This window comes from Nocardioides ungokensis, assembly GCF_013466985.1.
GTDB classification, from domain to species: Bacteria; Actinomycetota; Actinomycetes; order Propionibacteriales; family Nocardioidaceae; genus Nocardioides; species Nocardioides ungokensis.
This window is the reverse complement of sequence record NZ_CP059164.1, coordinates 2,339,313-2,364,430: the sequence shown is the minus strand read 5'-3', so window position 1 is coordinate 2,364,430 and position 25,118 is coordinate 2,339,313. Positions and strand designations below refer to the sequence as shown.

The 25,118-nt window shown below is 71.2% G+C and carries 24 protein-coding genes and 2 pseudogenes; 16 read left to right on the top strand and 10 right to left on the bottom strand.

Annotated elements, in window-relative coordinates; genetic code table 11:
• Positions 1–75: 75 nt before the first annotated feature.
• A complete protein-coding gene (locus H0S67_RS11595; protein ID WP_180933196.1) occupies positions 76–603 on the top strand; it encodes a YbhB/YbcL family Raf kinase inhibitor-like protein in 528 nt (175 codons plus the stop codon).
• 32 nt (positions 604–635) lie between these two features.
• On the opposite strand, the gene H0S67_RS11590 is transcribed toward H0S67_RS11595, so the two are convergent.
• The 4 genes from H0S67_RS11590 to H0S67_RS11575 form a co-directional block, all read right to left on the bottom strand.
• The gene (locus tag H0S67_RS11590) at positions 636–1,253 is read right to left on the bottom strand and encodes an FMN reductase (protein ID WP_180933195.1); all 618 of its coding nucleotides are present in this window, start codon (positions 1,251–1,253) and stop codon (positions 636–638) included.
• A complete protein-coding gene (locus H0S67_RS11585; protein ID WP_180933194.1) occupies positions 1,250–2,338 on the bottom strand; it encodes an LLM class flavin-dependent oxidoreductase in 1,089 nt (362 codons plus the stop codon). Before H0S67_RS11585 ends, H0S67_RS11590 begins: the two co-directional genes overlap by 4 nt.
• A gap of 85 nt (positions 2,339–2,423) precedes the next feature.
• The gene (locus H0S67_RS11580; protein WP_180933193.1) at positions 2,424–3,083 is read right to left on the bottom strand and encodes a class F sortase; all 660 of its coding nucleotides are present in this window, start codon (positions 3,081–3,083) and stop codon (positions 2,424–2,426) included.
• Positions 3,064–4,176, bottom strand: a complete 1,113-nt coding sequence (locus H0S67_RS11575) for a hypothetical protein (RefSeq protein ID WP_180933192.1) — start codon at positions 4,174–4,176, stop codon at positions 3,064–3,066. The genes H0S67_RS11580 and H0S67_RS11575 overlap by 20 nt, the downstream gene beginning before the upstream one ends.
• A gap of 286 nt (positions 4,177–4,462) precedes the next feature.
• On the opposite strand from H0S67_RS11575, the gene H0S67_RS25145 reads away from it, so the two are divergent.
• From H0S67_RS25145 to H0S67_RS11555, 6 genes and pseudogenes are all read left to right on the top strand, one after another.
• Positions 4,463–4,666, top strand: a complete 204-nt coding sequence (locus H0S67_RS25145; protein WP_246354673.1) for a hypothetical protein — start codon at positions 4,463–4,465, stop codon at positions 4,664–4,666.
• Positions 4,666–5,259, top strand: coding sequence for an ABC transporter permease (locus H0S67_RS11570; RefSeq protein WP_246354672.1), 594 nt, complete (start codon positions 4,666–4,668; stop codon positions 5,257–5,259). Before H0S67_RS25145 ends, H0S67_RS11570 begins: the two co-directional genes overlap by 1 nt.
• The gene (locus H0S67_RS11565; RefSeq protein WP_246354671.1) at positions 5,252–6,061 is read left to right on the top strand and encodes an ABC transporter permease; all 810 of its coding nucleotides are present in this window, start codon (positions 5,252–5,254) and stop codon (positions 6,059–6,061) included. Before H0S67_RS11570 ends, H0S67_RS11565 begins: the two co-directional genes overlap by 8 nt.
• Position 6,062: 1 nt before the next feature.
• Positions 6,063–6,332: pseudogene (locus H0S67_RS27320) on the top strand (ATP-binding cassette domain-containing protein); the annotation flags it as partial.
• A gap of 35 nt (positions 6,333–6,367) precedes the next feature.
• On the top strand, positions 6,368–7,009 hold the full coding sequence (locus H0S67_RS11560; protein WP_246354670.1) for an AAA family ATPase: 642 nt from the start codon (positions 6,368–6,370) through the stop codon (positions 7,007–7,009).
• A gap of 144 nt (positions 7,010–7,153) precedes the next feature.
• The gene (locus H0S67_RS11555) at positions 7,154–8,743 is read left to right on the top strand and encodes a catalase (protein ID WP_180933191.1); all 1,590 of its coding nucleotides are present in this window, start codon (positions 7,154–7,156) and stop codon (positions 8,741–8,743) included.
• Positions 8,744–8,859: 116 nt separating this feature from the next.
• On the opposite strand, the gene H0S67_RS11550 is transcribed toward H0S67_RS11555, so the two are convergent.
• A complete protein-coding gene (locus H0S67_RS11550) occupies positions 8,860–9,171 on the bottom strand; it encodes a hypothetical protein (protein WP_180933190.1) in 312 nt (103 codons plus the stop codon).
• 178 nt (positions 9,172–9,349) lie between these two features.
• On the opposite strand from H0S67_RS11550, the gene H0S67_RS11545 reads away from it, so the two are divergent.
• Genes H0S67_RS11545 through H0S67_RS11535 form a run of 3 tightly spaced genes read left to right on the top strand, consistent with a single transcriptional unit; the run spans position 9,350 to position 14,447 of the window.
• Positions 9,350–10,321: an ABC transporter ATP-binding protein gene (locus H0S67_RS11545; RefSeq protein WP_180933189.1), complete on the top strand. Its 972-nt coding sequence runs from the start codon at positions 9,350–9,352 to the stop codon at positions 10,319–10,321.
• Positions 10,318–11,676: an ABC transporter permease gene (locus H0S67_RS11540; protein ID WP_180933188.1), complete on the top strand. Its 1,359-nt coding sequence runs from the start codon at positions 10,318–10,320 to the stop codon at positions 11,674–11,676. Before H0S67_RS11545 ends, H0S67_RS11540 begins: the two co-directional genes overlap by 4 nt.
• Positions 11,676–14,447, top strand: coding sequence for an alkaline phosphatase family protein (locus tag H0S67_RS11535; RefSeq protein WP_180933187.1), 2,772 nt, complete (start codon positions 11,676–11,678; stop codon positions 14,445–14,447). The genes H0S67_RS11540 and H0S67_RS11535 overlap by 1 nt, the downstream gene beginning before the upstream one ends.
• On the opposite strand, the gene H0S67_RS11530 is transcribed toward H0S67_RS11535, so the two are convergent.
• The 5 genes from H0S67_RS11530 to H0S67_RS11520 are packed head-to-tail and all read right to left on the bottom strand — an operon-like array spanning position 14,393 to position 19,448.
• Positions 14,393–16,243 carry a GcvT family protein gene (locus H0S67_RS11530; RefSeq protein WP_219635231.1) on the bottom strand — a complete coding sequence of 617 codons (1,851 nt, stop codon included), beginning with the start codon at positions 16,241–16,243 and terminating at the stop codon, positions 14,393–14,395. The two genes, H0S67_RS11535 and H0S67_RS11530, sit on opposite strands and share 55 nt — an antisense overlap.
• Entirely contained in the window at positions 16,240–16,530 is a 291-nt protein-coding gene (locus tag H0S67_RS23600; RefSeq protein WP_219635230.1) for an NAD(P)/FAD-dependent oxidoreductase, read from the bottom strand. Before H0S67_RS23600 ends, H0S67_RS11530 begins: the two co-directional genes overlap by 4 nt.
• On the bottom strand, positions 16,527–16,877 hold the full coding sequence (locus H0S67_RS23595) for an FAD-dependent oxidoreductase (protein WP_219635229.1): 351 nt from the start codon (positions 16,875–16,877) through the stop codon (positions 16,527–16,529). Before H0S67_RS23595 ends, H0S67_RS23600 begins: the two co-directional genes overlap by 4 nt.
• A 39-nt stretch (positions 16,878–16,916) precedes the next feature.
• Complete coding sequence (locus H0S67_RS11525) at positions 16,917–17,831, bottom strand: choline/ethanolamine kinase family protein (protein ID WP_180933186.1); 915 nt, start codon at positions 17,829–17,831, stop codon at positions 16,917–16,919.
• A gap of 12 nt (positions 17,832–17,843) precedes the next feature.
• A complete protein-coding gene (locus tag H0S67_RS11520; protein WP_180933185.1) occupies positions 17,844–19,448 on the bottom strand; it encodes an amino acid permease in 1,605 nt (534 codons plus the stop codon).
• 156 nt (positions 19,449–19,604) lie between these two features.
• Here H0S67_RS11520 and H0S67_RS11515 point away from each other — a divergent pair, with 156 nt between their 5' ends.
• The 6 genes and pseudogenes from H0S67_RS11515 to H0S67_RS28160 all read left to right on the top strand — a co-directional run.
• Entirely contained in the window at positions 19,605–20,339 is a 735-nt protein-coding gene (locus tag H0S67_RS11515; protein WP_180933184.1) for a FadR/GntR family transcriptional regulator, read from the top strand.
• A 33-nt stretch (positions 20,340–20,372) separates the two neighbouring features.
• Positions 20,373–21,755: a glutamine synthetase family protein gene (locus H0S67_RS11510; protein ID WP_180933183.1), complete on the top strand. Its 1,383-nt coding sequence runs from the start codon at positions 20,373–20,375 to the stop codon at positions 21,753–21,755.
• On the top strand, positions 21,755–23,113 hold the full coding sequence (locus H0S67_RS11505; RefSeq protein WP_180933182.1) for an aldehyde dehydrogenase family protein: 1,359 nt from the start codon (positions 21,755–21,757) through the stop codon (positions 23,111–23,113). The genes H0S67_RS11510 and H0S67_RS11505 overlap by 1 nt, the downstream gene beginning before the upstream one ends.
• Before the next feature lie 50 nt (positions 23,114–23,163).
• On the top strand, positions 23,164–23,943 hold the full coding sequence (locus H0S67_RS11500) for a 3-oxoacyl-ACP reductase (protein WP_180933181.1): 780 nt from the start codon (positions 23,164–23,166) through the stop codon (positions 23,941–23,943).
• A gap of 2 nt (positions 23,944–23,945) precedes the next feature.
• On the top strand, positions 23,946–24,659 hold the full coding sequence (locus H0S67_RS11495) for a gamma-glutamyl-gamma-aminobutyrate hydrolase family protein (protein WP_180933180.1): 714 nt from the start codon (positions 23,946–23,948) through the stop codon (positions 24,657–24,659).
• Positions 24,656–25,090, top strand: a pseudogene (locus H0S67_RS28160) (glycerophosphodiester phosphodiesterase family protein); the annotation flags it as partial. The gene H0S67_RS11495 and the pseudogene H0S67_RS28160, both read left to right, overlap by 4 nt.
• Positions 25,091–25,118 lie beyond the last annotated feature (28 nt).

The window sequence follows — 25,118 nt, the reverse complement described above, 5'->3', positions numbered from 1 at the left end:
GGAGCCGGGCGCCGGTTCACCCACCGGACTAGGTTGGGCGCGACCCGTCATCTCAGCTAGACGAGAAGGAGACCCATGAGCCTCGACCGTCCGGTGCACCCCAACCCCTACGACCTGCTGCCGCAGGTCCCGTCCTTCACCGTGACCAGTGCCGACGTCGCCGACGGGCAGCCGCTCAAGGACGACCAGGTCGCCGCTGCCGGCAACACCTCGCCGCAGCTGTCCTGGACCGACGTGCCCGAGGGCACGAAGAGCTTCACGGTGACCTGCTTCGACCCCGACGCGCCCACGCCCAGTGGCTTCTGGCACTGGGTGCTGGTGGACCTGCCGGCCGACTGCACCTCGCTCGAAGCGGGCGCCGGCGCCGAGGGCGCCGCCCTTCCGGGCAAGGCGTTCATGTGCCGCAACGACGGCGGCTCGAAGGGCTTCCTGGGGGCGGCCCCGCCGTCCGGGGACCAGGTGCACCGCTACTTCTTCGTCGTGCACGCCGTGAAGGAGGAGACGCTCGGGGTCGACTCCGACGCCTCCCCAGCCGTGGTGTCCTTCAACCTGGCCTTCAAGACCGCCGGACGGGCGATCGTGCAGGGGACCTACCAGCACTGAGGCCGGCGAGAGCCGGGCCGCGACGCGGCGGGTCAGCCCCGGCTGGCCCGCCGCAGCAGCTCCTCGAACGGCGTCGGGTCGGCGAGCTCGTCCTCGACGGACCGCCGGGCGGTGGACGCCGCGTCGGGCGCGGTGACCTTGCCGGCGAGGGTGGCGAGCTCCCCGGCCGCGCGCCGGACACGGGTGTCGAGGTCGGTGCCGGCGAAGTCGTCGGTGGCCGCGAAGACGCCGGTCGGCACCACGACCGCGCGGAAGTGGGAGAAGAGCGGCCGCAACGCGTGGTCGAGCACGAGCGAGTGCCGGGCGGTGCCGGCGGTCGCGGCGACGAGGACCGGCTTGCCGTCGAGCAGACCGTGCTCGAGCACGTCGAAGAACGTCTTGAAGAGCCCCGAGTAGGACGCGGCGAAGACCGGCGTCACCGCGATCAGCCCGTCCGCACGACGTACGGCGTCGAGGGCCGCCGAGAGCGCAGGCCCCGGGAACCCGGTGAGCAGGTGGTCGGTCAGCTCGTGGGCCAGGACACGCAGCTCGACGTGCGTGACCTCCACCTCCTCCAGCGCGTCCTGGGTCGCGGCGGCGAGCCGGTCGGCGAGCAGCCGGGTGGAGGACGGGTTCGAGAGGCCCGCCGAGACGACCACGACGGTGGTCATGCGCGCGCCCCGGCGGACTGTCGGGCCGCGACCAGGGAGCCGTGCGTCGGCGCATCCGGGACGTGTGCCGGGCGGCCCTCGGCGAAGCCCGCCCGCAGGTCCGGCAGGATCTCGCCGAGCAGGTCGAGCTGCTCGAGCACCGTCTTCAGGGGCAGGCCCGCGTGGTCGACGAGGAACAGCTGGCGCTGGTAGTCGCCCACGTAGTCACGGAAGGACAGGGTGCGCTCGAGCACCTGCTGCGGCGAGCCGACGGTCAGCGGCGTCTGCGCGGTGAAGTCCTCCAGCGAGGGGCCGTGGCCGTAGACGGGGGCGTTGTCGAAGTACGGGCGGAACTCGTTCCAGGCGTCCTGGCTGTTCCGGCGCATGAAGAACTGACCGCCCAGGCCGACGATCGCGGTGTCCGCGGGTCCGTGCCCGTAGTGCTCGAACCGCTGCCGGTAGAGCCCCACCATCTGCTGGGTGTGCGACGCGGGCCAGAAGATGTGGTTGTGGAAGAACCCGTCGCCGTAGTACGCCGCCTGCTCGGCGATCTCGGGGCTGCGGATCGAGCCGTGCCACACGAACGGCGCGACGCCGTCGAGCGGGCGCGGCGTCGAGGTGAAGCCCTGGAGCGGCGTGCGGAAGCGGCCCTCCCAGCTCACGACGTCCTCGCGCCACAGGCGGTGCAGCAGCGCGTAGTTCTCGACGGCGAGGTTGATGCCCTGCCGGATGTCCTTGCCGAACCAGGGGTAGACCGGGCCGGTGTTGCCGCGGCCCATCATCAGGTCGACCCGACCGTCGGTGAGGTGCTGGAGCTTGGCGTAGTTCTCCGCGATGAGCACCGGGTCGGTCGTGGTGATCAACGTCGTCGCGGTCGACAGGATGATCCGCTCGGTCTGCGCACCGATGTAGGCGAGCGTCGTGGTCGGGGCCGACGCGATGAACGGCGGGTTGTGGTGCTCCCCCGTCGCGAAGACGTCGAGACCCACCTCCTCGGCCTTCCGCGCGATCGCGACCGTGCTCTTGATGCGCTCGTGCTCGGTCGGCGTCCGACCCGTGGTGGGGTCGGTGGTGACGTCCCCGACGGTGAAGATGCCGAGCTGCATGGAGGCTCCTGAGGGCTTGGTAGTTGAATCCGCAACTGATCCTCCCAACCGAGCTGCGGAGCCGAGTATTCCCGGGCCCGAGGGGTCACCGAGGCGTCGCCGTGACCACCACGTTGCTCAGGTAGGCCTCACCGTTCCAGTCCTCGCACGTGACCAGCACCAGCCGCCCGGGCACGCGCTGGCTGAACAGCCGCTGCGCGTGGTCGGCCACGGAGCCCTTGCTGTAGACGTGAACCCGGCGTACGACGTACCCGAGCCGGCCGTGGTCGGTGCGCACCGACACGCGGTCGCCGCGATGAAGGGTCTCGAGGTCGTCCAGGGCGCCACCGCCGGTGTGCACGGTGTGCCCGGTAACCAGCGCACTCCCCCGGGCGGCCCCGGGTCGGGCGCCGCCCGCCCACCACCCCAGCTCCTGCGGGTCGCTGGGGGGCACCAGGGTCCCGTCCGTGGTCCGGATCGGGAGCACCGGTGCGTCGACGTGGAGGGCCGGGATGATGATCCGCCGTGGCGAGCCGGCCACCCGTCCTGCCTGCTCGGGCTCGGCGGGCGGTGCGGAGGTACGGGCTGAGGGACCGAGGTCGACCGCGCCCGCGGCCGGGGACTGCGCCCCGACCGCGGAGACCCCGGGGCCGGGGGCCTGGAGGAACCAGGCCACCAGGCCACCGGCGACGAGCACGGCCGCGGTCGCAGCCAGCCACCAGGTGCGGCTGCTGCGACCGGCCGCCTCAGCTGTCGGAGCCGGCACGGCGGCGCTGGGCCAGCGTGGCGAGCGCGATCATCAGGCCCGCGCCCACCAGCCCGAGCGGCCACGGCGAACGGGCGACGTCGGCCAGGGTGGACCGTCCGGCCTCACCGGCCTCGACAGCGGTCGGGACCGAGCCGCCGGACCCTGCGCGGTCGGCAGACCCACCGTTGCCGTTGGCAGCGAGCTGGGCGCCGAGCACATCCGTGCCGGTGCCGGGCGCCGACGCGGTCCCGGAGCCGGACTCGGTGTGGGTGCCCGTTGCGGAGCCGGAGCCGCCCCCGGTACCGGTGCCGGTGCCGGATCCGGACCCGCCCCCGGTGCCCGTCCCGGTGCCGGTGCCGGTGCCGGTGCCGGGCGAGGAGGCGCAGGGCTGCACCCAGAAGACCTTCGTCTTGGTGTCGTTGCCCTGCGAGCGCGGAGTCGCGACCGTCAGCTTCACGTGGTAGCCCTGCTGCGCCTGGGGCGCGCCGTCGAAGGACAGCGTGTAGACCTGGCGGCCGTCGAGCCCGGAGGAGGTGCCGGCGCCGCTGGCCGGGTCGCCGCCCACGAACACGCTGCCCGGACCGTGGACGGTCAGCCCGACGTCCTTCGTCGGGGCCCACATGGCGAACGAGACGTTCGAGACGATGTCGGCGCCCTGGTCGTAGCCGTACCACTCCACCTGGAAGCTGCAGCCGACGTGCGGGGTGTTGTTGGGGATGGAGTCCATCGCGCCCAGGGGTGCGATCTTCACCGTGCCGTTGTTGCCGGCCGGGTCGCCGGCGCCGCCGCCGTGGCTGCTTCCGTGCGTGCCGTGGGCCCCGTGGCTCGCGTGGCTGCCGGCGCCCTGCGGCTTGCCGTGGTCGTGGGTCGGCTGCTGGGTCGTGGCGTGGTGTCCGCCCTGGCCCTGCGTGTGGCCGTCGGCCCCGGCGTCGGAATGGCCGTTGGCACGGCCCTTCGCCTGACCGTTCGAGTGGGCCTTCGCGTGGCTGTGGCCGTGCTTGGCGGACTGGCCGCCCGGGTCTGCGGTGGCCGGCGCGGCTGCGCTCCAGGTGGCGACCACCAGCGCGGCGGTGAGGGCGGCGGAACGACGGGCGTTCAGTGAGTGACGCATGACATGGATCTCCCCGGTTATCGGCCGGGAGGTTCACCCCCGGCACTGACTGTGACTGTGGCTGTGCTGGCACGGCCCCGAGAAAGCGCGTTGGCCGGGATCTGCCCGGCCGTCTTACGTGTGCCGCCCTCAACGACGTGCGGCTGTCACAGGACACGGTCGTGTGACCCGGGACACGCAATTGCCCGATCTCGGTCTAGACCTGACCGGCGCCGGCGCATGAACACGCGGGCCGTGGGCATGGCAGCATGTCGCGCCCCCACCCCGTCCACCCCGGAGGTCCGCCATGCTGCACGTCGCGGTCGCGAGGCGTGCCTTCCGGCGGTACTCCACGTACCGGGCGGCGACCCTGGCCGGGATCTTCACCAACTCCGCCTTCGGGGTCATCTACTCCTACGCCTACCTCGCGCTGTGGGAGGAGCGGCCGGGGCCGGGGGGTACGACGCCACCGATGCGGTCACCTACGTCTGGATCGGGCAGGCCCTGCTGATGACGGTGGCCCTGTGGGGCGGCGGCACCACCGACGAGCTCGCCGACCGGATCCGGTCCGGTGACGTCGCGATCGACCTCTACCGGCCGGTGAGCCTGCTCGGCTGGTACCTCGCCGGCGACCTCGGCCGCGCGGCCTACCACCTGCTCACGCGCGGGCTGGCGCCCACTGTCCTCGGCTGGCTGCTGTTCGACATCCGCCTGCCCGGGTCGCCGCTGGCCGTGCTCGCCGTCCTCGGGAGCATCGTGCTCGCGGTGGTGGTGAGCTTCGCGGTGCGGTTCCTCTTCGCCGCGTCCGCCTTCTGGCTGCTCGACGCCCAGGGTGCCCGGATGCTCAGCGGCGTGCTCGCGCTGTTCTGGAGCGGGATGGTGCTCCCGCTGGTGATCTTCCCGGGAGCGCTCCGCGACCTCGCCCTCGCGCTGCCGTGGGCGTCGTACCTGCAGACTCCCGCCGACATCTGGCTCGGGCACCGCGTCGGGTGGTCGCTGGTCGGCGGGCTCGGGCTCCAGGCGTTCTGGGCGCTCGCGCTCCTCGGCTGCTGCCAGCTGGTCGTGTCGGCGGCCACCCGGAAGGTGGTGGTGCAGGGTGGTTGAGCAGCTCGGCCCCGCCCTCGCCGACTACCGCGCCATCGCGTCCATGTGGGTGCGCGCCTCGCTGGCGTACCCGCTGTCGTTCTGGATCATGACGATCGGCGGCGGGCTGATCACCGCCCTCGACTTCGTCGGCCTGTGGTTGATGTTCCACACCATCGACGCCCTGGGCGGGTTCTCGCTCACCGAGATCGGGTTGCTCTACGGCGCCACCGGCCTGGGCATCGGAGTGGCGGACCTGCTGATCGGCAGTGTCGAGCGGATCGGGGCGCACGTGCGGATGGGCAGCCTGGACACCATGATGGTCCGCCCGGTCCCGCTGCTCGTCCAGGTCTGCGCCGACCAGTTCCAGCTCCGGCGGGTGTCCCGGATCGTCCAGGCGCTCGTCGTGTTCGCGTGGGCCTGCTGGTTCGTGGACTGGACGCCGGCCCGGGTGCTCGTGGCCGGCGAGATGGTGGTCGCGGGCTCGGTGATCTTCTTCTGCCTCTTCGTGGCCTTCTCGTGCGTGCAGTTCTGGACCAGCGACGCCAGCGAGTTCGCGAACGCGTTCACCTACGGCGGCAACACCGTCACGCAGTACCCGCTCACCGTCTTCCCGCGTGAGCTGGTCAAGGGGTTGACCTTCGTGCTGCCGCTGGCCTTCGTCAACTGGTACCCCTGCCTCTACCTGCTCGGCCGGCCCGACCCCTTCGGCCTGCCCTCGTGGCTCCAGCTCGCCTCGCCGGTGCCGGCTGTGGTCCTCGGGCTGCTGACCGCCCTCGTCTGGCGCGCCGGCGTGCGCCACTACGCCTCGACCGGGAGCTGACATGCCGCTCATCGACGTCCAGGACCTCGAGCGCACCTTCGAGGTCCGTCGCAGGACCGGCCGACTCGCCCGGCAGCGCAGCCAGGTGGTCGCGGTGCGCGACCTCAGCTTCGCGGTGGAGGCCGGGGAGATGATCGGCTACATCGGCCCCAACGGCGCCGGCAAGTCGACCACGATCAAGATGCTGACCGGCATCCTCGTGCCCACCGGTGGCCGTCTCCGGGTCGCCGGGCTGGAGCCCAGCCGGCGTCGTACCGAGCTGGCCCGACGGATCGGCGTCGTCTTCGGCCAGCGCACCACCCTGTGGTGGGACCTGCCGCTGCGCGACTCCTTCGAGCTGCTCCAGAAGATCTACCGGATCCGCCGGAGCGCTTCCGGCGCAACCTGGAGGAGTACGTCGAGCTGCTCTCGCTCGGCGACCTGCTGGACACCCCGGTCCGCCAGCTCAGCCTCGGCCAGCGGATGCGTGGTGACATCGCGGCCGCCCTGCTGCACGATCCCGAGATCCTCTACCTCGACGAGCCGACCATCGGGCTCGACGTCGTCAGCAAGGGGCGCCTCCGGGAGTTCCTGCGCAGCCTGAACGCCACCCGCGGCACCACCCTGCTGCTGACCACCCACGACCTCCAGGACATCGAGGCGCTCTGCCGGCGCGTGATCGTCATCGACCGCGGGACCGCGGTCTTCGACGGAGACCTGGCCGACCTGCACAAGCAGGGCGGCTCGACCCGGACGCTGGTCGTCGACCTCGCCGACGAGGCGCCGCCCATCCGGGTCCCGGGGGCGATCACCCGACGCGTCGAGGGCCCTCGCCAGTGGCTCTCCTTCCCCACCGACGCCAGCGCTGCCCCCGTGGTGGCGGCCGTCGCGGCGGCGTACGACGTGGCGGACCTGTCGATCCACGAGCCGGACATCGAGGACGTGATCCGGGACCTGTACTCCAGGTAGACCCCGGCCTTTCCCCTCGCCGCCCGGCGTTTTCTTGACTGGCTCCAGAGAAGTCGGCAAGGTCGAGCACCCCGCGGGGCATGTGTGCCGCCTGCCGGGGCACGAGCATCTTGAGCACCATCCATCCCATCGCAAGGAGAGACGATGCCTGACCTGCCGCAGCCGACCGACGGAACCTCGATCGCCACCGCCCCGTCGCAGGAGGCGCAGCTGGGATCGACGACCGACAACGGGGCTCCCGCCCCGAGCGACCGCAACACCCTCACGCTCGGCCCGGACGGGCCGATCCTGCTCCACGACGTGCACTTCCTGAACCAGATGGCGCACTTCAACCGCGAGCGCATCCCGGAGCGCAATGTGCACGCCAAGGGATCGGGTGCGTTCGGTGAGTTCGAGACCACCGAGGACGTGTCGGCCTACACCAGGGCCGCGCTGTTCCAGCCCGGCGTGAAGACCGAGATGCTGGCGCGGTTCTCCACCGTGGCCGGCGAGCAGGGCTCCCCCGACACCTGGCGCGACCCGCGCGGGTTCGCGCTGAAGTTCTACACGACCGAGGGCAACTACGACCTGGTCGGCAACAACACCCCGGTGTTCTTCATCCGCGACACGATGAAGTTCCCGCACTTCATCCGCAGCCAGAAGCGTCGTGGCGGCTCGGGCCTGCGCGACAACAACATGCAGTGGGACTTCTGGAGCCTCAACCCGGAGTCGGCCCACCAGGTGACCTACCTGATGGGTGACCGCGGCATCCCGAAGACCTTCCGGCACATGAACGGCTACGGCTCGCACACCTACCTGTGGATCAACGAGGCCGGCGAGAAGCACTGGGTCAAGTACCACTTCCACAGCGACCAGGGCGTGGAGGGCCTCACCGACGCCGACGCCACGCGGATCGCCGGCGAGGACGCCGACTTCCACCGTCGCGACCTCTACAACGCCATCGCCCGGCAGGAGTTCCCCAGCTGGACGCTGTCGATCCAGGCGATGCCCTACGAGGACGCCAAGACCTACCGGATCAACCCGTTCGACCTGACGAAGGTCTGGCCGCACAGCGACTACCCGCTGATCAAGGTCGGCACGATGACGCTGAACCGCAACCCGGAGAACTTCTTCGCCCAGATCGAGCAGGCGGCGTTCGAACCGAGCGCGGTGGTGCCGGGCATCGGGTTCTCCCCCGACAAGATGCTGCTCGGGCGGGCCTTCGCCTACTCCGACACGCACCGCTACCGGATCGGCCCGAACTACCTGCAGCTGCCGGTGAACCGGCCCAAGGTGGAGATCAACACCTACACCCAGGACGGGCCGATGGCCTTCGAGCACCGCTCGGACGACCCGGTCTACGCGCCCAACTCGTTCGGGCGCGGCTACGCCGACGAGGTCGGCGAGGTCGCGGACGGCTGGGAGGCCGACGGCGCCATGGTCCGGCAGGCCTACACGCTGCGCGCTGACGATGACGACTTCTCTCAGGCCGGCACGCTGGTGCGCGAGGTCTGGGGTGACGAGCAGCGCGAGCAGTTCGTCCAGACCGTCGCCGGCCACCTTCTCGGCGGGGTCGAGGGTGACGTCCTCGAGCGCGCGTTCCAGTACTGGCACCGGGTCGACGCCGAGTGCGGCAAGCGGATCGAGGAGCTGGTCCGGGAGAAGAACGAGGGCGACGCTCCCGGCGGCCAACCGGAGGCGGCGAAGGCCGACGCCGGCGACCCGGTCGTGGAGTCCGACACCCACGCGGGCTGAGCCCCGCCTGACCACGCACGGTGAAGGGCTCGGGCAGGCTGCCCGGGCCCTTCGTGCCCTCCGGGAAGGACTCGAGGGCGACCACCTGCCGTGGGCTCGATGGGGTGAGACCGCGCCTACGGCACGAGCTCGGCGAGCACGTCGAGGTCGGTGTACTCGGGCGCCGCGTCGAGGACTCCGGCCAGGCTGTCGCGCAGCGCCTGGACGCCCTCCTGCCGCCGAGGATCCACCTCGCGGGCGCGCGCCTTCTCCTCGCTCTCGAAGACGACCAGCACGAACAGGTGCAAGGGATCCTTCTGGTCCTGCATGACGATCGTCCGGAGCAGCCCCGAGTCCGGCTGCTCGAAGGTCCGCAGGTGTTCCATGGCCCTGCCCACGACCTCGGCGCCTCCGTCCGTGACGCGGACGCTGCTCAGCTGTGCCCACATGTCCCGCTCCCTCTCGGCTCGCGCCCCCATCCCAGTGTGCCCGCGCGCACACCCCGGCTGCTGGGTTCCGTTCGCCGGCCGTTCGGCCAACCGAGCCAGTCAGGTCATCCGCGGCCCCTAGCTTCCTCGTTCGGAAAGGTTGTCGAGGGCGACGGCTTCACCGCCGGACGGAGGACCCATGCAATCGACCGCTGCGATTCGGGCGCGCGGTGTCAGCAAGACGTTCGGCGACGTCGTCGCTCTCGACGGCGTCGACCTCGACGTACCGGCCGGGCAGATCCACGGTCTCGTCGGGCCCAACGGCGCCGGCAAGACCACGCTGCTGGGCCTCCTGCTCGGGCTGGCCGTGGCCGACGGCGGCACGCTGGAGATCCTCGGGATGCCCGTGGGTCGTGTGCTCGGCGTTCCGGGGAGTGTCGCGGGATTCGTCGAGGGCCCCGGTCTCTACCCCACCCTCACGGCGCGCCAGAACCTCGCGGCTCTCGCCTCCCTCCGGGGCACGACGAGCGGGCGTGCCGCCCACGTCGACGAGCTGCTCGACCGAGTCGGGCTCCGCGAGGTGGCCGGGGAGCCCGTGCGCGGCTTCTCCCTGGGGATGCGGCAGCGTCTCGGACTGGCCGCCGCCCTGCTCTGGGAGCCGCGGCTGCTGGTGCTGGACGAGCCGGCCAACGGCCTCGACCCCGCGGGCAAGCGGCAGGTGCACCGGGTCCTGACCGACCTGGCCGAGGCGGGCGCCACGGTGATCCTCTCGAGCCACCGGATGGACGACCTGGCCGCGCTGTGCGACGAGGTCACCCTGCTCGCCACCGGCCGGGTCGTCTTCTCGGGACCCGTGCGCAAGCTGGCCGCCGAGAGCGGCGACCTCGACCACCGGCTGGTCACCTCCGACCCGGAGGGCGCCCGCGAGGTGGCCGACGGCACGCCGTCGCTGAGCCGGGTGGCCGGTGGCGGGTCGCTGTCCCGGGCCGACGACGACGCGCTCGTCGTGCGCGGGCCCCAAACGGCCCTCGACGAGCTGGTGGTCCGACTCGTCGCCGCCGGGATCGCGATCCGTGAGCTCGGGCCGGTCGTGCCCCTGCTCGAGTCGGCCTTCCTCGCCCTGACCGGCGCCGACGACGGCGTCACCCCGGACGGGGAGTCCGCTCGATGACCGCGATCCAGCTCGAGGTGCCGCCCCCGGTGCGCCCGGTGGCCCTGCGCCGCAGCTACCGCTTCGAGCTGGTCAAGCTGGCCTCGCAGTGGCGCCTCCGGCTGGTGCTCCTGGCCTGCCTGGTCGCGCCCGCTGTGTACACCGCGGTGATCAGCCGGCAGTCCTCGCTCCCTGCCGATGCCCTCTACGGCCGCTGGATGAACCAGTCCGGTTGGGCGGGATCCCTGGTGGTCCTCGTGTTCGTGGGCACGATCGTGCTCCCCCTGCTCACCTGCCTCGTGGCCGGCGACGTCTTCGCCGTCGAGGACCGGACCGGCACCTGGCGCCAGCTGCTCGTCGCCGTGCGTTCGCCGCGCAGGATCTTCCTGTCGAAGGCGCTCGCCGCGCTCACCGTGACCCTCGCGCTGCTCGCAGCCCTCGCCGTGTCGTCGACAGCCGGCGGGCTCGTCTCGATCGGCAGCCACCCGCTGCCCGGCCTCGACGGGCACGTCATGGGCACCGGTGAGCTCACCGTGAAGGTCCTGCTGGCGTGGGCGAGCGTCGTCCCACCCACGCTGGCGTTCTCCGCGATCGGGCTCCTCGGATCGGTCGCGCTGGGGCGGTCCCCGCTGGGGCTGCTCATGCCGGTCGTGCTCGCGCTCCTGCTCGAAGGGGTGCAGCTGATGCCGGTGCCGGTCGCGCTCCGGGTCGTCCTGCCGGTGCACGCGTTCACCACCTACCGCGGTCTCCTCACGACGCCGGGTCAGCTCGGACCGCTGTGGATCGGACTCGCCGTGAGCCTGGCCTGGACCGCACTCGCGACCCTCCTGGCCTACCGCCTCTTCGTGCGACGCGACTTCACCAACCTCGCCCACGACGGCTCGGGCCACCGCTTCGTCGTCGCCGGCCTGGCACCCCTGGTCGGCCTGGTCGCGGTGACCACGGTCGGCGTGGGTGTGGGCACGGGCGCCACCGGCACCGGCATCGAGCGACCCGAGCTCGAGGCGGCCCTGGCGACCTCCTTCGCCCACCTCTACGTGCTGCAGACCGACGAGCTCCACCGCCCTGCGGTCACCGAGGAGCAGCTGCACACCAGGGCCCGGTGCGACAAGGGCGGGGACCTGGTGGATGACACGGGTCCGGGTGCCGACTGGCGCTGCGTCGTCACCTGGACCCTGCCCGGCGCGACCGCGACGGGCACCGCGATCTACCAGCTCGAGGTGGCCGCGGACGGACGGTACGTCGCCGACGGCGACGGGCCGAAGGAGGTCAACGGGTTCTTCCGGATCAACACCCCCACGGGCGACGCCCCGAACCCGCTGTGGCAGTTCGACGGAGTCGTCGACCTGCTCGACAACGAAACGAAAGGTTCCTGATGAATGTGACCCGCAACCGCGTGGTGAGTCCGGCTCGTCGCCGCCTCGCCCGCACCCCGATCGGCGTCCTCGCCGCAGGGCTGGCCCTGGTCGTCACCGGTGGTGTCGCCTACGGCACGACGGTCGGCTTCGGCTCTCACCAGGTCGGCGACGAGTACTCCGACGGCCTGCAGATCTCGTCCGACCAGGTCCTCAAGCCGCTCGGTGAGCGGCTGACGACGCCGTACGGCAAGTTCATGGGCTCCACCGTCAGCCCCGACGGCCGCTTCCTGGCCGCGACCTCGAACGACCGGTCGGTCTCGCTGCAGATCTTCGACCTGTCCACCTACAAGCTGATCTGGCGGGGTGGCACCGCCTCCGGCGTCGACGCGCGGCTGTCCGACAACACCGTCGGCCAGGAGGGCCCGGTCTACAGCCCCGACGGCAAGTTCCTGTGGATGCCCAACGCGACCGGCCTCACCCGGTTCCCCGTCAACGCCGACGGCACCCTGGGGTCCGGAACCAGGGTCTCGATCCCCACGGTCGACGGCCGGCAGGCGCTGACCGCCGGCCTTGCCTACTCGCCCGACGGATCGACGCTGTACGCCGCCGTCAACGGCCAGAACAGCGTCGTCGCGATCGACCCGACCGCCGGCACCGTCACGCACACCTGGGACGTCGGCATTGCCCCCCGCCAGCTGAAGTTCGTCGGGACGAAGCTCTACGTCAGCGACGAGGGTGGCCGGCGAGCCGTCCCGGGTGAGCCCACCCAGGACTCCTACGGCACCGACGTTCCCGCCGACCCGGTCCGCGGCACCTCGACCACCGGTGTCCTCAGCACCATCGACACCTCGACACCCTCCGCACCCGTGGGCCAGATCAAGGTGGGTCTGCACCCGACGGCCATGTACGCCGGGGACGACGTCCTCTACGTGGCCAACACCAACGACGACACCGTCTCGGTGGTCGACACCGCCACCGACCAGGTCGTCCAGACGATCGCGACCCAGCCGTGGCAGGGCTCGAAGGTCGGCTACGAGCCCGACGCCGTCACGGTCCACGACGGCCGCCTCCTCGTCAGCCTCGGTCGCGCCAACGCGATCGCGGTGTACAAGCTCGGCGAGAACGCCCTGGACCCGGTCAGCTACGTCGGCCTCGTCCCGACCGACTACTACCCCGAGGACGTCTTCCCCGTCGGCGACCGGCTCGTCGTGGCCAACCGGCGCGGCATCGATGCCCGGGGCCCCCTCGTGACCTCGAACCAGGGCTACGGCACCACGCCGGCGACGGGTCACGGCACGCACGGCACCACGGCCTCGCTGACCCGCTTCAGCCTCCCGAGCGACAGCCAGATCAGGAGAACCCTGACCCCGACGGTCTTCGCCCAGAACGGCTGGGGCGACGCGGACACCGACGTCAAGCACGCCACCGGAAGCCGGGCGAAGGCGGTGCCGGTCCCGAAGCGGATCGGCGACCCCTCGACCATCAAGCACGTCTTCATGATCGTGAAGGAGAACCGGACCTACGACCAGGTCCTCGGCGACATGCCCGAGGGCAACGGCGACCCGTCGCTGGCCCAGTTCGGCCAGCAGGTCACCCCCAACGGGCACGCACTGGCCCGCCAGTTCGGGCTCTACGACAACACCTACGACGTGGGCACCAACTCGGCCGAGGGCCACAACTGGCTCATGCAGGGCGACAACCCGGAGTACACCGAGTCGAGCGCCGGTGAGTACGCGCGCTCCTATGACACCGAGGAGGACGTGCTCGGCCACCAGCGCTCGGGCTTCCTCTGGTCGGCGGTCGAGCAGGCCGGCAGGAGCGCCCGGAACTACGGCGAGTTCGAGTACACCGAGGGCAAGCCGTCCGGCACATGGCAGCAGTACTACTGCGCCGTCAAGAGCGTCGAGGACGGCGGCGACCCCGCCCAGCTGACCTCACCGGAGCTCAAGGGCAACTACGGCTCGGTGATCCCGTCGCTCAACGAGATCAGCAACCCGCTCTCGCCGCCGTTCGACCTCTCGATCCCGGACCTGTACCGGTACGAGATCTGGAAGCAGGAGTTCGCGAAGGACGGCCCCGCCGACTTCAACATGCTCTGGCTCTCCGACGACCACACCGGTGGTCCGGTGTCCGCGCGTGCGGAGGTCGCCGGCAGCGACCTCGCGGTCGGCAAGGTCGTCCAGACGATCTCGCACAGCCCCTACTGGAAGAGCTCCGCGATCTTCGTGGTCGAGGACGACAGCCAGAACGGCGTCGACCACGTCGACGGCCACCGGGCCCCGATCCAGGTCATCAGCCCCTGGGCCGCGCACGGCAAGACCGTCTCGACCTACTACTCGCAGATCTCGATGGTGCGCACGATCGAGCAGATTCTCGGTGCGGAGCCGCTCAACCAGAAGGTCGCCGCGGCCACGCCGATGTTCGACGCGTTCCGGTCCACGCCGGACGACACGCCGTACACCGCGAAGGCCAACCGCATCCCGCTGACGGAGAACATCGCCACCCCGCCCTCCTGTGGTGCCGACACCCCGGCCAACGGCGGCCCGGCGGCCAAGGCGGCACCCGTGCCGGCCAGGTACGTGTCCTACGCGGCGGCGTGGCAGAAGTGGGCGAAGAAGCAGCACCTGACCGGCGGTCACGCACAGCCGGACTTCGCCAACCCGGAGCAGATGAACCGCTACACGTGGTACGACGCCCACCACTGGGACCTTCCGTACCCCGGCGACCAGAAGATCTACCTCCCGGGTGAGGTGCCGGGTGCGGCGCTGCCGGGCTCGGACGCCGAGTGACCCGTCCCTGACGCGCTGAGCACCGACGGGCTCAGTGGCGCGCGCAGGGAGCAGCGCACCGCGAACCGGTCACCGCCGACGTCGACCTGGAAGCCCCCGGCCTCCAGCCAGTCGGAGGTGACCGGTTCGTCGCGTCGGAGGAGGGCCAGACCCACGCCGGCCCCGACGGTCTCACCCCACGCGGCACTCGTGACCTGCCCGACGGGGTGGCCCCGGTGCAGCACCAGCTCACCGCCCCACAGCATCGGGTCCGGGTCGGCGACGACGAACGACACCAGGCGCCGGCGTCCGCCGGGTCCGCGCAGCCGGGCGCGGTGGGCCAGCAGTGCCTCACGGCCGAGGAAGTCCTTGGCGCCACCGAGGGCCGTGGCGAACACCAGCCCGGCCTCGGCCGGTGTCACGTCGGGGGTGAGCTCGCGACCGAACGCGCGGTAGCCCTTCTCCAGCCGCAGGGACTCGATCGTGTAGTAGCCGGCGTTGGCCGCTCCTCCGGCGCGCAGGAGGTCGTGGACACCGGTCGCCAGCTCGACCGGCACCAGCAGCTCCCAGCCCAGCTCGCCGACGTAGGTCATCCTCGTGGCGCGCACCGTCGCGGGCCCGAGCCCGATCACCCGCGACGTCGCGAACGGGAAGGCTTCGTCGCCCAGGTCGGCGTCGGTCAGGGGCGCGAGCAGCTCCCGGGACCGCGGGCCCATCACCCCCAGCACGGCGTACGCCGTCGTCACGTCGTGGACCGTGGCCGCACACCCGTCCGGCCGGTGTCGCTCGAGCCAGTCGAGGTCGCGCACGGTGCTCGCCGAGCTGGAGACGAGCAGGAACTCCTCCGGGCCGGTCCGTGTGACGGTGAGGTCGGCCTCGTAGGTGCCCCGGCGGTTGAGCAGCGGCGTGTAGACCACCTCCCCGACCGGGACGTCGACGTCGTTCGCGCAGACCCACTGGAGCCAGCCGAGCGCACCGGGACCGGCCACGGAGAACTTGGAGAACGACGTCTGGTCGAACGTCGCCACGTCCGTGCGGGTGGCGCGCTGCTCGGCCGCCGACCAGGGCAGCCAGTCGGGCTTGCCCCACGTGTAGTCGAGCCGTGCCTGTGCGGGCGAGGGCGCGAAGACGTTGGGCCGCTCCCAGCCCATCCGGGACCCGAAGACTGCGCCGGCCGCGGCAAGCCGGTCGTGCAGCGGCGAGCAGCGGAACGGCCGCGCCGTCTCCAGCTCCCGGTTGGGCCAGGGCACCGCGTAGTGGAGCCCGAGGACCTCCGCGACCCGGGAGCGCAGCCAGCGGATGTTGGCGTTGAAGGGCGCGAAGCGTCGCACGTCCATGCCCACCAGGTCGGACGTCGGCTCCCCCGCCACGATCCACTCCGCGAGGGCCCGGCCGGCCCCGCCCGCCGAGGCGATCCCGACCGAGTTGAAGCCGGCGCACAAGAAGAAGCCGCGCAGCCCCGGAGCCTCTCCCAGCAGGAACTGGTTGTCGGGGGTGAAGGACTCCGGACCGTTGTAGAACTTGCGCACTCCTGTCTCGGCCAGCACCGGGACCCGGCGCACGGCCTCGTCCATCAGCACCGAGAAGTGCTCCCAGTCCTCCTCGAGGAGCTGGAACTCGAACGGGTACGGGATCGTGTCCGGTGACCGCCACGGCTTCGCCTCGGGCTCGAAGCCTCCGACCACCAGTCCCCCGACCTCCTCCTTGAAGTAGGTCCAGCCGTCTGGGTCGCGCATGATCGGCAGGTCCGGACGGACGCCCTCGATCGGCTCGGTCACCACGTAGAAGTGCTCGGCCGAGTGCAGCGGGACAGTCACCCCACCTGGTCCCCGAGCGCCTTGGCCCACTGGCCGGCGCAGTTCACCACCACGTCGGCCTCGATCGTCCGTTGGTCGGTGCCGGTGCCGGTGTCGACGACGACCCCGGTGACCCGTCGACCGGACCGGGCGACCGCCGTGCTGATGGCGGTGACGCGGGTTCGTTCACAGATGCGGGCACCCCTCGTCCGGGCCCCGCGTGCGAGCGCCATGGTGAGGTCCGAGGGGTTGACCTTCCCGTCGCCGGGCAACCACAGCGCCCCCAACAGGTCGTCGACGGCCATCACCGGCCAGCGGTCCAGCGCCCGGCCGGCGTGAGCAGCTCGCAGTCCATGCCGTACGCCGCGGCGTTGGCCGCGGTCCGCCGCAGCTGCACCATCCGGTCCTCGGTGCGGGCGACGATGACCCCGCCGACGTTGCGGTAGCCGGTCGCCTGTCCGGTCTCGGCCTCGAGCGAGGCGTAGAGCTCCGCGGAGTACTGGACCAGGCGGGTTGCCGCTCTCGGAGGCGCGCAGCGGACCCACCAGCCCCGCCGCGTGCCACGTCGTACCGCACGAGAGGAGCCCTGCTCCAGCAGCAGCACGTCGTCCCACCCGAGCCTGGTGAGGTGGTAGGCGACCGAGGTGCCGACCACCCACCGCCCACGACGACCACCCGGGCCCGGGTCGGGACCTCAGTCGGCACCCGTGGCCTCGCGGAGCAGCCGCGCGAACCCGCTGGAGCGGAAGGTAGACGCGGCCTTGTCGAACCGGTGCTGGCCCCAGCCGAGGAAGTCGTGGTCGATGGGGCTGGCCGCGGCCTGGATGGCGCCCCACAGCGCCCAGCCGTACTCCGAGACCACCGACTGGAGCCTCACCCGCGCCATCAGGGTTCGGGTCGGCGTCCCGAAGTACGCCGCCACCAGCGCCTCGGTCCGGCTCTCGTCGAGGTCGCACTCGGTCACCGTGTTGCCGAGCTCGAAGCAGGCGTCGTTGTTGCCGGAGTACTCGTAGTCGATGATCCACACCTGCTCGCCGTCGTCGACGAAGTTGCCCGCGAGCAGGTCGTTGTTGCACGGGACGGTCGGGCCCGCGCCCACGGCGAGCGCCTTGCGGACCAGCTCGAGGTCGTTGAGGAAGTCGGCGTACCCCGTGAAGAGCCGGTAGCCGCGCTCACGGACGACCGAGAGGTAGGCGGCCTGCCGCCGGAACATGTCGAAGTCGCCGGTGAACCGCGGTCCCTCGTGCAGCCGCCGGCAGGCTGCTGCGACTCGCGCCAGAACGTCGTGATCCTCGAACGACGCGTTGTCCAGCGTGGTGCCGGAGAGGTAGTCGATGACGAGCACGCCGAGGTCGGGGTGGTAGTCGACGACGCCCGGACCGACCCCGGCCGCGGCCGCGGCGCGGGTGTTGTCGTGCTCGGCGTCGCGGTCGATGCCGAGCAGGTCCGTGTCCCCGCGGAAGATCCGCACCACGTAGTCGTGGCCGGGGGTTGCGACGTGCAGGTTCTGGTTGGTCAGGCCGCCGGGCAGCTCGCGCACGGTGCGCGGAAGGCCCTGCAGGACCGCGATGCGGTCCAGCAGGGCCTCCACTTCGGAGCGGATGAGCACGGCGGCTCCGGCTCAGTCGCCGAACGCCTCGACGACCGCCTCGTCGATGGTGTGCTTGGGTCCGGTGAACCACTTCCGCGCCGACGCGAACCACCAGATCGTCAGCAGGAGGAGCGCCCCCAGCGTCACGATGGGCGCGTAGTTGACGAACTTCCACTCGAACTCGCTGCGGAACGGGTTGGCCGCCGGCGTCGAGGGCAGCATCAGGTAGATCGAGACAATGAGGATCTCGGCCACCGCGAGCGGGTTCATCCACTTGTACTTCGAGCCGTTGTTCCACGTCCCGACGTCGAACCTGCTTCCGTGTCGCCATCGCAGGAAGATCGGGATCGCGAAGGCCAGGTAGAGCCCGATCACGGCGATCGACGTCACGGCGTAGAACGCAAGCGGCACCGGCGTGCCGTTGACGTCCACCTTGATCAGCGCGGGCAGCGTGAGCAGGGCACTGGCGACGGCGACCCCGACCACGGCATGTGCCGGGACCCTTCCGGCGGTCAGCCTCTTCCAGTAGCCCGAGCCCGGGATGGCCCCGTCGCGGCTGAACGCGAAGGTCATCCGCGATGCCGACGTCATGCACGACGTGGCGCAGTAGAACTGTGCGGAGGCCGAGATGAAGAGCACGAAGGTGGCCCAGTTGCTGCCCAGTGCACCGACGAAGATCGGCGCCACCCCTGAGCCGGCCAACGCGTTGTCCGGCTGGCCCTGGGCGTTGTCCGGGATGGCGAAGACGACCGCGAGCAGCAGGATGTAGCCCCCGAGGACCGAGTACGCGATGGATCGCCAGATCCCCTTCGCGGCCGCCTTTGACGCCGTCGCGGTCTCCTCGGACAGGTGGGCGGACGCGTCGAAGCCGGTGATCGTGTACTGCGTCAGCAGGAAGCCGAAGGGGACGATCGCGAACCAGAAGCCGAGACTCGTCGTGCTCCCGTTGCCGTACCCCGAGTTGTTGAACCGTTCCGTGAACACGTAGCTGAAGCTCTGGTGCTGGTCGGGGACGAAGACCAGGACGAGCACGATCGCCGTCGCACCGACGACGTGCCACCACACCGAGACGTTGTTCATGATCGCCATCAGGTGGCCGCTGAAGATGTTGAGAACCGACGCCAGCGCCAGCACGACCACGAAGATGAGGAAGACCCTCGTCAGCGAGTAGTTCGCGGCGTACGAGTCGGAGTAGGTGCTGATCGTCAGGTCGATGAAGGTGGCGCAGCCGTACGCCACACCGGCCGTGACCGCGATCAGGCCGATCAGGTTCAGCCAGCCGGTGAAGAAGCCGGCCGCGGGGCCACCGAGCTTGGACGCCCACCAGTAGATCCCGCCCGAGGTCGGGTAGGCCGAGACGAGCTCGGACATGGTGAACCCGATGACCAGGATCAGCAGGCCCAGGATCGGCCACGTCCACGAGATGGAGATCGGTCCACCGTTGTTGAAGCCGGCGCCGAAGTTGGTGAAGCAGCCGGCGAGGATCGAGATGATCGAGAACGAGATCGCGAAGTTCGAGAAGCCGGACCAGCTCCGATTCAGGTCCTGCTTGTACCCGAGTCTCGCCAGGTGCTTCTCGTCCTCGGTCAGGTGCGCGATCTCGTGCTCGGGAATCGGTTCGTGTGCTTCGGGCATGTGACACCTTCTCGGGGTGAGCGGAGCCGGTTGATCGGAGGCTAGACCCGGCGGAATCGAGCGTCCAGAGCCCTTCGGGCGACTTACGTAAAATTGGTATGAACTCAGACCATTGGGCTGATTGACACCGCTCTGGCGCGAACCGAGGATGGCGCCATGACCGCCTCACCCGAGCACACGCTGACCGAGGCGGTCCTGCGGCCGGTGCGCGGCCACCACGCGTTCGAGGCGTGTGTCGAGCAGCTGGCCACGACGATCCGGCTGGGGATCTACCCGCTCGGGTCGGCGTTGCCGTCCGAGCGCGAGCTGGCGGCCCGGCTGAACGTCTCCCGGGCCACCCTGCGCGAGGCCATGGCCGCACTACGCCAGGCCGGCCTGGTCGAGACGACACGGGGCCGCGGCGGCGGCACCGTCGTCACCCTCAAGCCGCGGACGCCGTCGGCCCGGGCCGCGGCGCGGACCTCGCCGGAGCGCCGGCGGGACTGGCTCGACCTGCTCGACTTCCGCAGGATCGTCGAGCCCGGGGCAGCCCACCTGGCTGCCCGCGCGGGCCTGGGCGACGCGCAGCGACGTCAGCTCGAGGCCGCCCACGAGGCCGTGGCGAGGGCGCGGAAGCCGGCCCAGCACCGGCAGGCCGACTCACGCTTCCACCTGACCCTGGCGACCCTGACCGGCTCGCCTCGGGTCGTCGAGTCGGTCACCTCCGTCCAGTCGACCCTGCACGAGATGCTGCTGGCCATCCCGGTGCTGGACGCCAACATGGCCCACTCCGACCGCCAGCACGCCGCCCTGGTGCGGGCCGTCCTCACCGGGAAGGCCGACCGTGCGCGGATCGTGATGGAGGAACACTGCGACGACACCGCCGCGCTGCTGCGCGGCCTGGTGGGTTGACGCCCCCGACCGGACCGACACCCAGGAGACCGCATGGCACTGCGCAACGACCGGCACCTGAGCATGAACGACCTCGTGGGTCTCATCAAGGCGGGCAGGATCGACACCGTCGTGGTCGCCTTCACCGACATGCAGGGCCGGCTCCAGGGCAAGCGGCTGCACGGCCACTACTTCGTCGACCACGTCGTCGGGCACGGCACCGAGGGGTGCAACTACCTGTTGGCGGTCGACGTCGACATGAACACCGTCGGGGGCTACGCGATCTCCTCGTGGGAGCGCGGCTACGGCGACATGGAGTTCGTCCTCGACGAGGACACCGTGCGGCTGCTCACGCACCTGCCGGCCACCGCGATGGTCCAGTGCGACCTGGTGTGGCCGGCCGAGCACGGTGCGCAGCATTCCCCCGTCGTCCAGTCCCCGCGCGCGATCCTGCGTCGCCAGCTCGACCGCGCCGCCGAGCACGGCTGGGCCGCGCTCGCGGGGACCGAGCTGGAGTTCATCGCCTTCGACACGACCTACGAGCAGGCCCACGACGCCGGCTACCGCGGACTGCCGCCGGTCAACCAGTACAACGTCGACTACTCCATCCTCGGGACCACCCGCGCCGAGCCGCTGCTGCGCAGCATCCGCAACCACATGTACGACGCCGGCCTCGACGTCGAGGGCGCCAAGGGCGAGTGCAACTTCGGGCAGCACGAGATCGGCTTCCTCTACGCCGACGCGCTCACCACCGCCGACAACCACGCCGTCTACAAGACCGCGGCGAAGGAGATCGCGGCCCAGCAGGGCAAGGCGATCACGTTCATGGCGAAGTTCAACGAGCGCGAGGGCAGCTCCTGCCACATCCACCTCTCGCTGCGCGGCCGGGACGGTGAGCTGGTGTTCTGGGACGCCGGGGCCGGGCAGCGTACGACGCTGTACGACCGGTTCGTCGCCGGGGTGCTGGCCACCGCCGCCGACTTCACGCTGCTCTACGCCCCGAACGTCAACTCCTACAAGCGGTTCGCCGACGGGTCGTTCGCCCCGACCGCGATTGCCTGGGGCAGCGACAACCGGACCTGCGCGGTGAGGCTGGTCGGCCAGGGGGCCGGGGCCAGGATGGAGAACCGGATCCCCGGTGCGGACGTGAACCCCTACCTCGCGCTGGCCGCGATGCTCGCCGGCGGCCTGCACGGGATCGAGAACGACCTCCCGCTGCCCGACGAGCTGGTCGGCAACGCCTACACCTCCGACCGCCCCCGGGTTCCCTCCACGTTGGCGGCCGCACGCGAGGCGTTCGCCACGTCGGACGTCGCCCGGGGAGCCCTGGGTGACGAGGTCGTCGACCACTACGTGAACATGGCCGACGTGGAGCTCGCGGCGTTCAACGCGGCCGTCACCGACTGGGAGCTCCGCCGCGGATTCGAGAGGCTGTGATGAGCACCGTCCACACCGTCCTGAACCCCGCCACCGCGCGGCCGGTCATCGACGTGCCCCTGACCACGCTCGAGCAGGCCGACGTCGCCATCGAGCGAGCCCACGACGCGTTCACCTCCTGGCGCGCCGTGGCCCCCGGCGAGCGGGCCGCCCTGCTGCGTCGGTTCGCCGCGGTCGTCGACGCGCACGTCGACGAGCTCGCCGAGCTCGAGGTGCGCAACGCCGGGCACACCTGGGGCAACGCGCGCTGGGAGGCGGGCAACGTCCGGGACTGCCTGAACTACTACGCCGGCGCTCCGGAGCGGCTCTTCGGCCGACAGATCCCGGTCGCCGGCGGCACCGACGTCACCTTCCACGAGCCGCTCGGCGTCGTCGGCATCATCGTGCCGTGGAACTTCCCGATGCCGATCGCGGGCTGGGGCCTCGCCCCGGCGCTCGCCGCGGGCAACACGGTGGTGCTCAAGCCGGCCGAGCTGACCCCGCTGACCGCGATCCGGCTCGGTGAGCTGGCACTCGAGGCCGGCCTGCCCGAGCACGTGCTGACCGTGCTTCCCGGCCGCGGCGCGGTGGTCGGCGAGCGCTTCGTCACCCACCCGCTGGTACGCAAGGTGTGCTTCACCGGCTCCACCGCGGTCGGCAAGCAGATCATGGCCGGCTGCGCCGAGCAGGTGAAGCGGGTGACGCTCGAGCTCGGGGGCAAGAGCTCCAACATCGTCTTCGCCGACGCCGACATCGCGGCGGCGGCCGCGTCCGCGCCGTACGCCGTCTTCGACAACGCGGGCCAGGACTGCTGCGCCCGCTCCCGGATCCTCGTCGAACGGTCGGCGTACGACGAGTTCCTGTCCCGGCTCGAGCCCGCCGTCACCGGCCTGCGGGTGCTCGACCCGAGCGACGAGGACAGCGAGATGGGCCCGCTCATCTCCGCCCACCAGCAGCGCACGGTGCAGGGCTACCTCGAGGAGGTCGAGGTGGCGTTCGCCGGGACCACTCCCGGGGGCGACGGCTTCTGGGTGCCGCCGAGCGTGGTGACCACCGAGGACCCGTCGGCGCGGATCTGGCGGGAGGAGGTCTTCGGGCCGGTGGTCGCCGTGATGCCGTTCGACGACGAGGCCCACGCCGTGGAGCTGGCCAACGACACCGAGTACGGGCTGTCGGGCTCGATCTACACCGCCGACCTCGGGCGCGGGCTGCGGGTCGCGCGTGCCGTCGAGGCCGGGAACCTCAGCGTCAACTCCCACGCCTCGGTGCGCTACTGGACGCCTTTCGGCGGCTACAAGCAGTCGGGCCTCGGCCGGGAGCTCGGCCCGGACGCCCCGATGGCGTTCACCGAGGAGAAGAACGTCTTCATCGCCCACTAGGTCTCGACACGCTCGCTGGCGCTCGCCACTCGACCGACGGAGGAACGCACATGGCAGGACGCATCCAGGGCAAGGTCGCCGTCGTCACCGGCGGCTGCTCGGGCATCGGGCTGGCGACCGTCCAGCGGTTCGTCGAGGAGGGCGCGAAGGTCGTGATCGGTGACATCGACGAGCAGCGCGGCCACGAGCTGGTCGGTCAGCTCGGCGGCACCGACCTGGCGACGTTCGTCAGGGTCGACGTCACCGACAAGGACGAGGTGGACGCGCTCTTCCGGACCGCCAAGGAGACCTACGGTTCGGTCGACATCGCGTTCAACAACGCGGGCATCAGCCCGCCCGAGGACGACTCGATCCTCGACACCGACCTGGAGGCCTGGCGGCGGGTCCAGGAGGTCAACCTGACCAGCGTCTACCTGTGCTGCAAGGCCGCCCTGCCCCACATGCTGGAGCAGGGCAGGGGCTCGATCATCAACACCGCGTCGTTCGTCGCGGTGATGGGGGCCGCGACCTCCCAGATCTCCTACTCGGCCTCCAAGGGCGGCGTGCTGTCGATGTCGCGCGAGCTCGGGGTGCAGTTCGCCCGCCAGGGCGTGCGCGTCAACGCGCTGTGCCCGGGGCCGGTGAACACGCCGCTGCTCCAGGAGCTCTTCGCCAAGGACCCCGAGCGGGCCGCACGTCGCCTGGTGCACGTCCCGATGGGGCGTTTCGCCGAGCCCGAGGAGATGGCGAACGCCGTGCTGTTCCTGGCCTCCGACGAGTCCAGCTTCATCACCGCCAACACCTTCCTGGTCGACGGCGGCATCTCCGGCGCGTACGTCACGCCGCTCTGACCATGGCGCTGCCCGTCATCGGCCTCACGACCTACCGCGAGCACGCCGCGTGGGGGGTCTGGCGCCAGCACGCCGACGTGCTCCCCGCGCAGTACGCCACCGCCGTCGAGGAGACCGGAGGCGTCCCGCTGCTCCTGCCGCCGGTGGCCCAGGTGGCCGCAGCGGTCGCGGTCGTCGACCGCCTGGACGCGCTGGTCGTCAGCGGTGGCGCGGACGTCGACCCGACCCGCTACGGCGCCGAGCCGCATCCGCGCACCGCCGGCTGGCGCGAGGACCGCGACGCCTGGGAGGTGGCGCTGCTCGACGCGGCCGAGGCCGTCGGCCTCCCCGTCCTGGGGATCTGCCGCGGCATGCAGCTGATGGCCGTGCACGCGGGCGGCAGCCTCCACCAGCACACCCCGGACCTGGTGGACCACGACGAGCACAGCCCGGGCGGCGACCGGTACGGCGCGATCGACGTCTCCACGGTGCCCGGCAGCAGGGTCGCCACCCTGGTCGGCGAGCGCCTGAGCGTCAGCTGCCACCACCACCAGTCCGTGCAGGACCACCCCGGGTACGTCGCCGCCGCGCACGCCGCGGACGGCACGGTCGAGGCGATCGAGCTGGACGGTGACCGCTTCTGCCTTGCGGTGCAGTGGCACCCCGAGACCGCCGCCGACGTCGGTCTCCTCGCCGGCCTGGTGCGGGCCGCGGCCGACCGGGCGGCCGGGCGATGACGACGGCCGGTCAGGTGCTGATCAGCGCCCACCGCGGCGGGTGCGCCCACGACCCCGCGCTCGAGAACACCAGGGCCGGGCTCGACCTCGCCGCCGCCTCGGACGTCGAGTACGTCGAGGTCGACGTACGACGCCTCCGCGACGGCACCCTGGTCCTCTGCCACGATCCCGAGGTCGTGGTCGACGGGCGGAAGCAGGCCGTCTCCGGGCTCACGCACGAGCAGTTCGCCACAGCGTTCCCGCAGACGCTGTTCTACGACGAGGCGCTAGAGGTGCTCGCCGGGCGGTCGGGCGTCCATCTCGACCTGAAGCTGCGCTCCCCCGCCACGGCGTACGCCACGCCCGAGGAATGCGTCGAGGTGGTGGCGGTGGCGCGGGCGGTCGAACAGCTCGGCGCCGACCGGGTGGTGGCCACGAGCGGCAACCTGCGTGCGATCCGGGCCATGCTCGCGTGGGCCG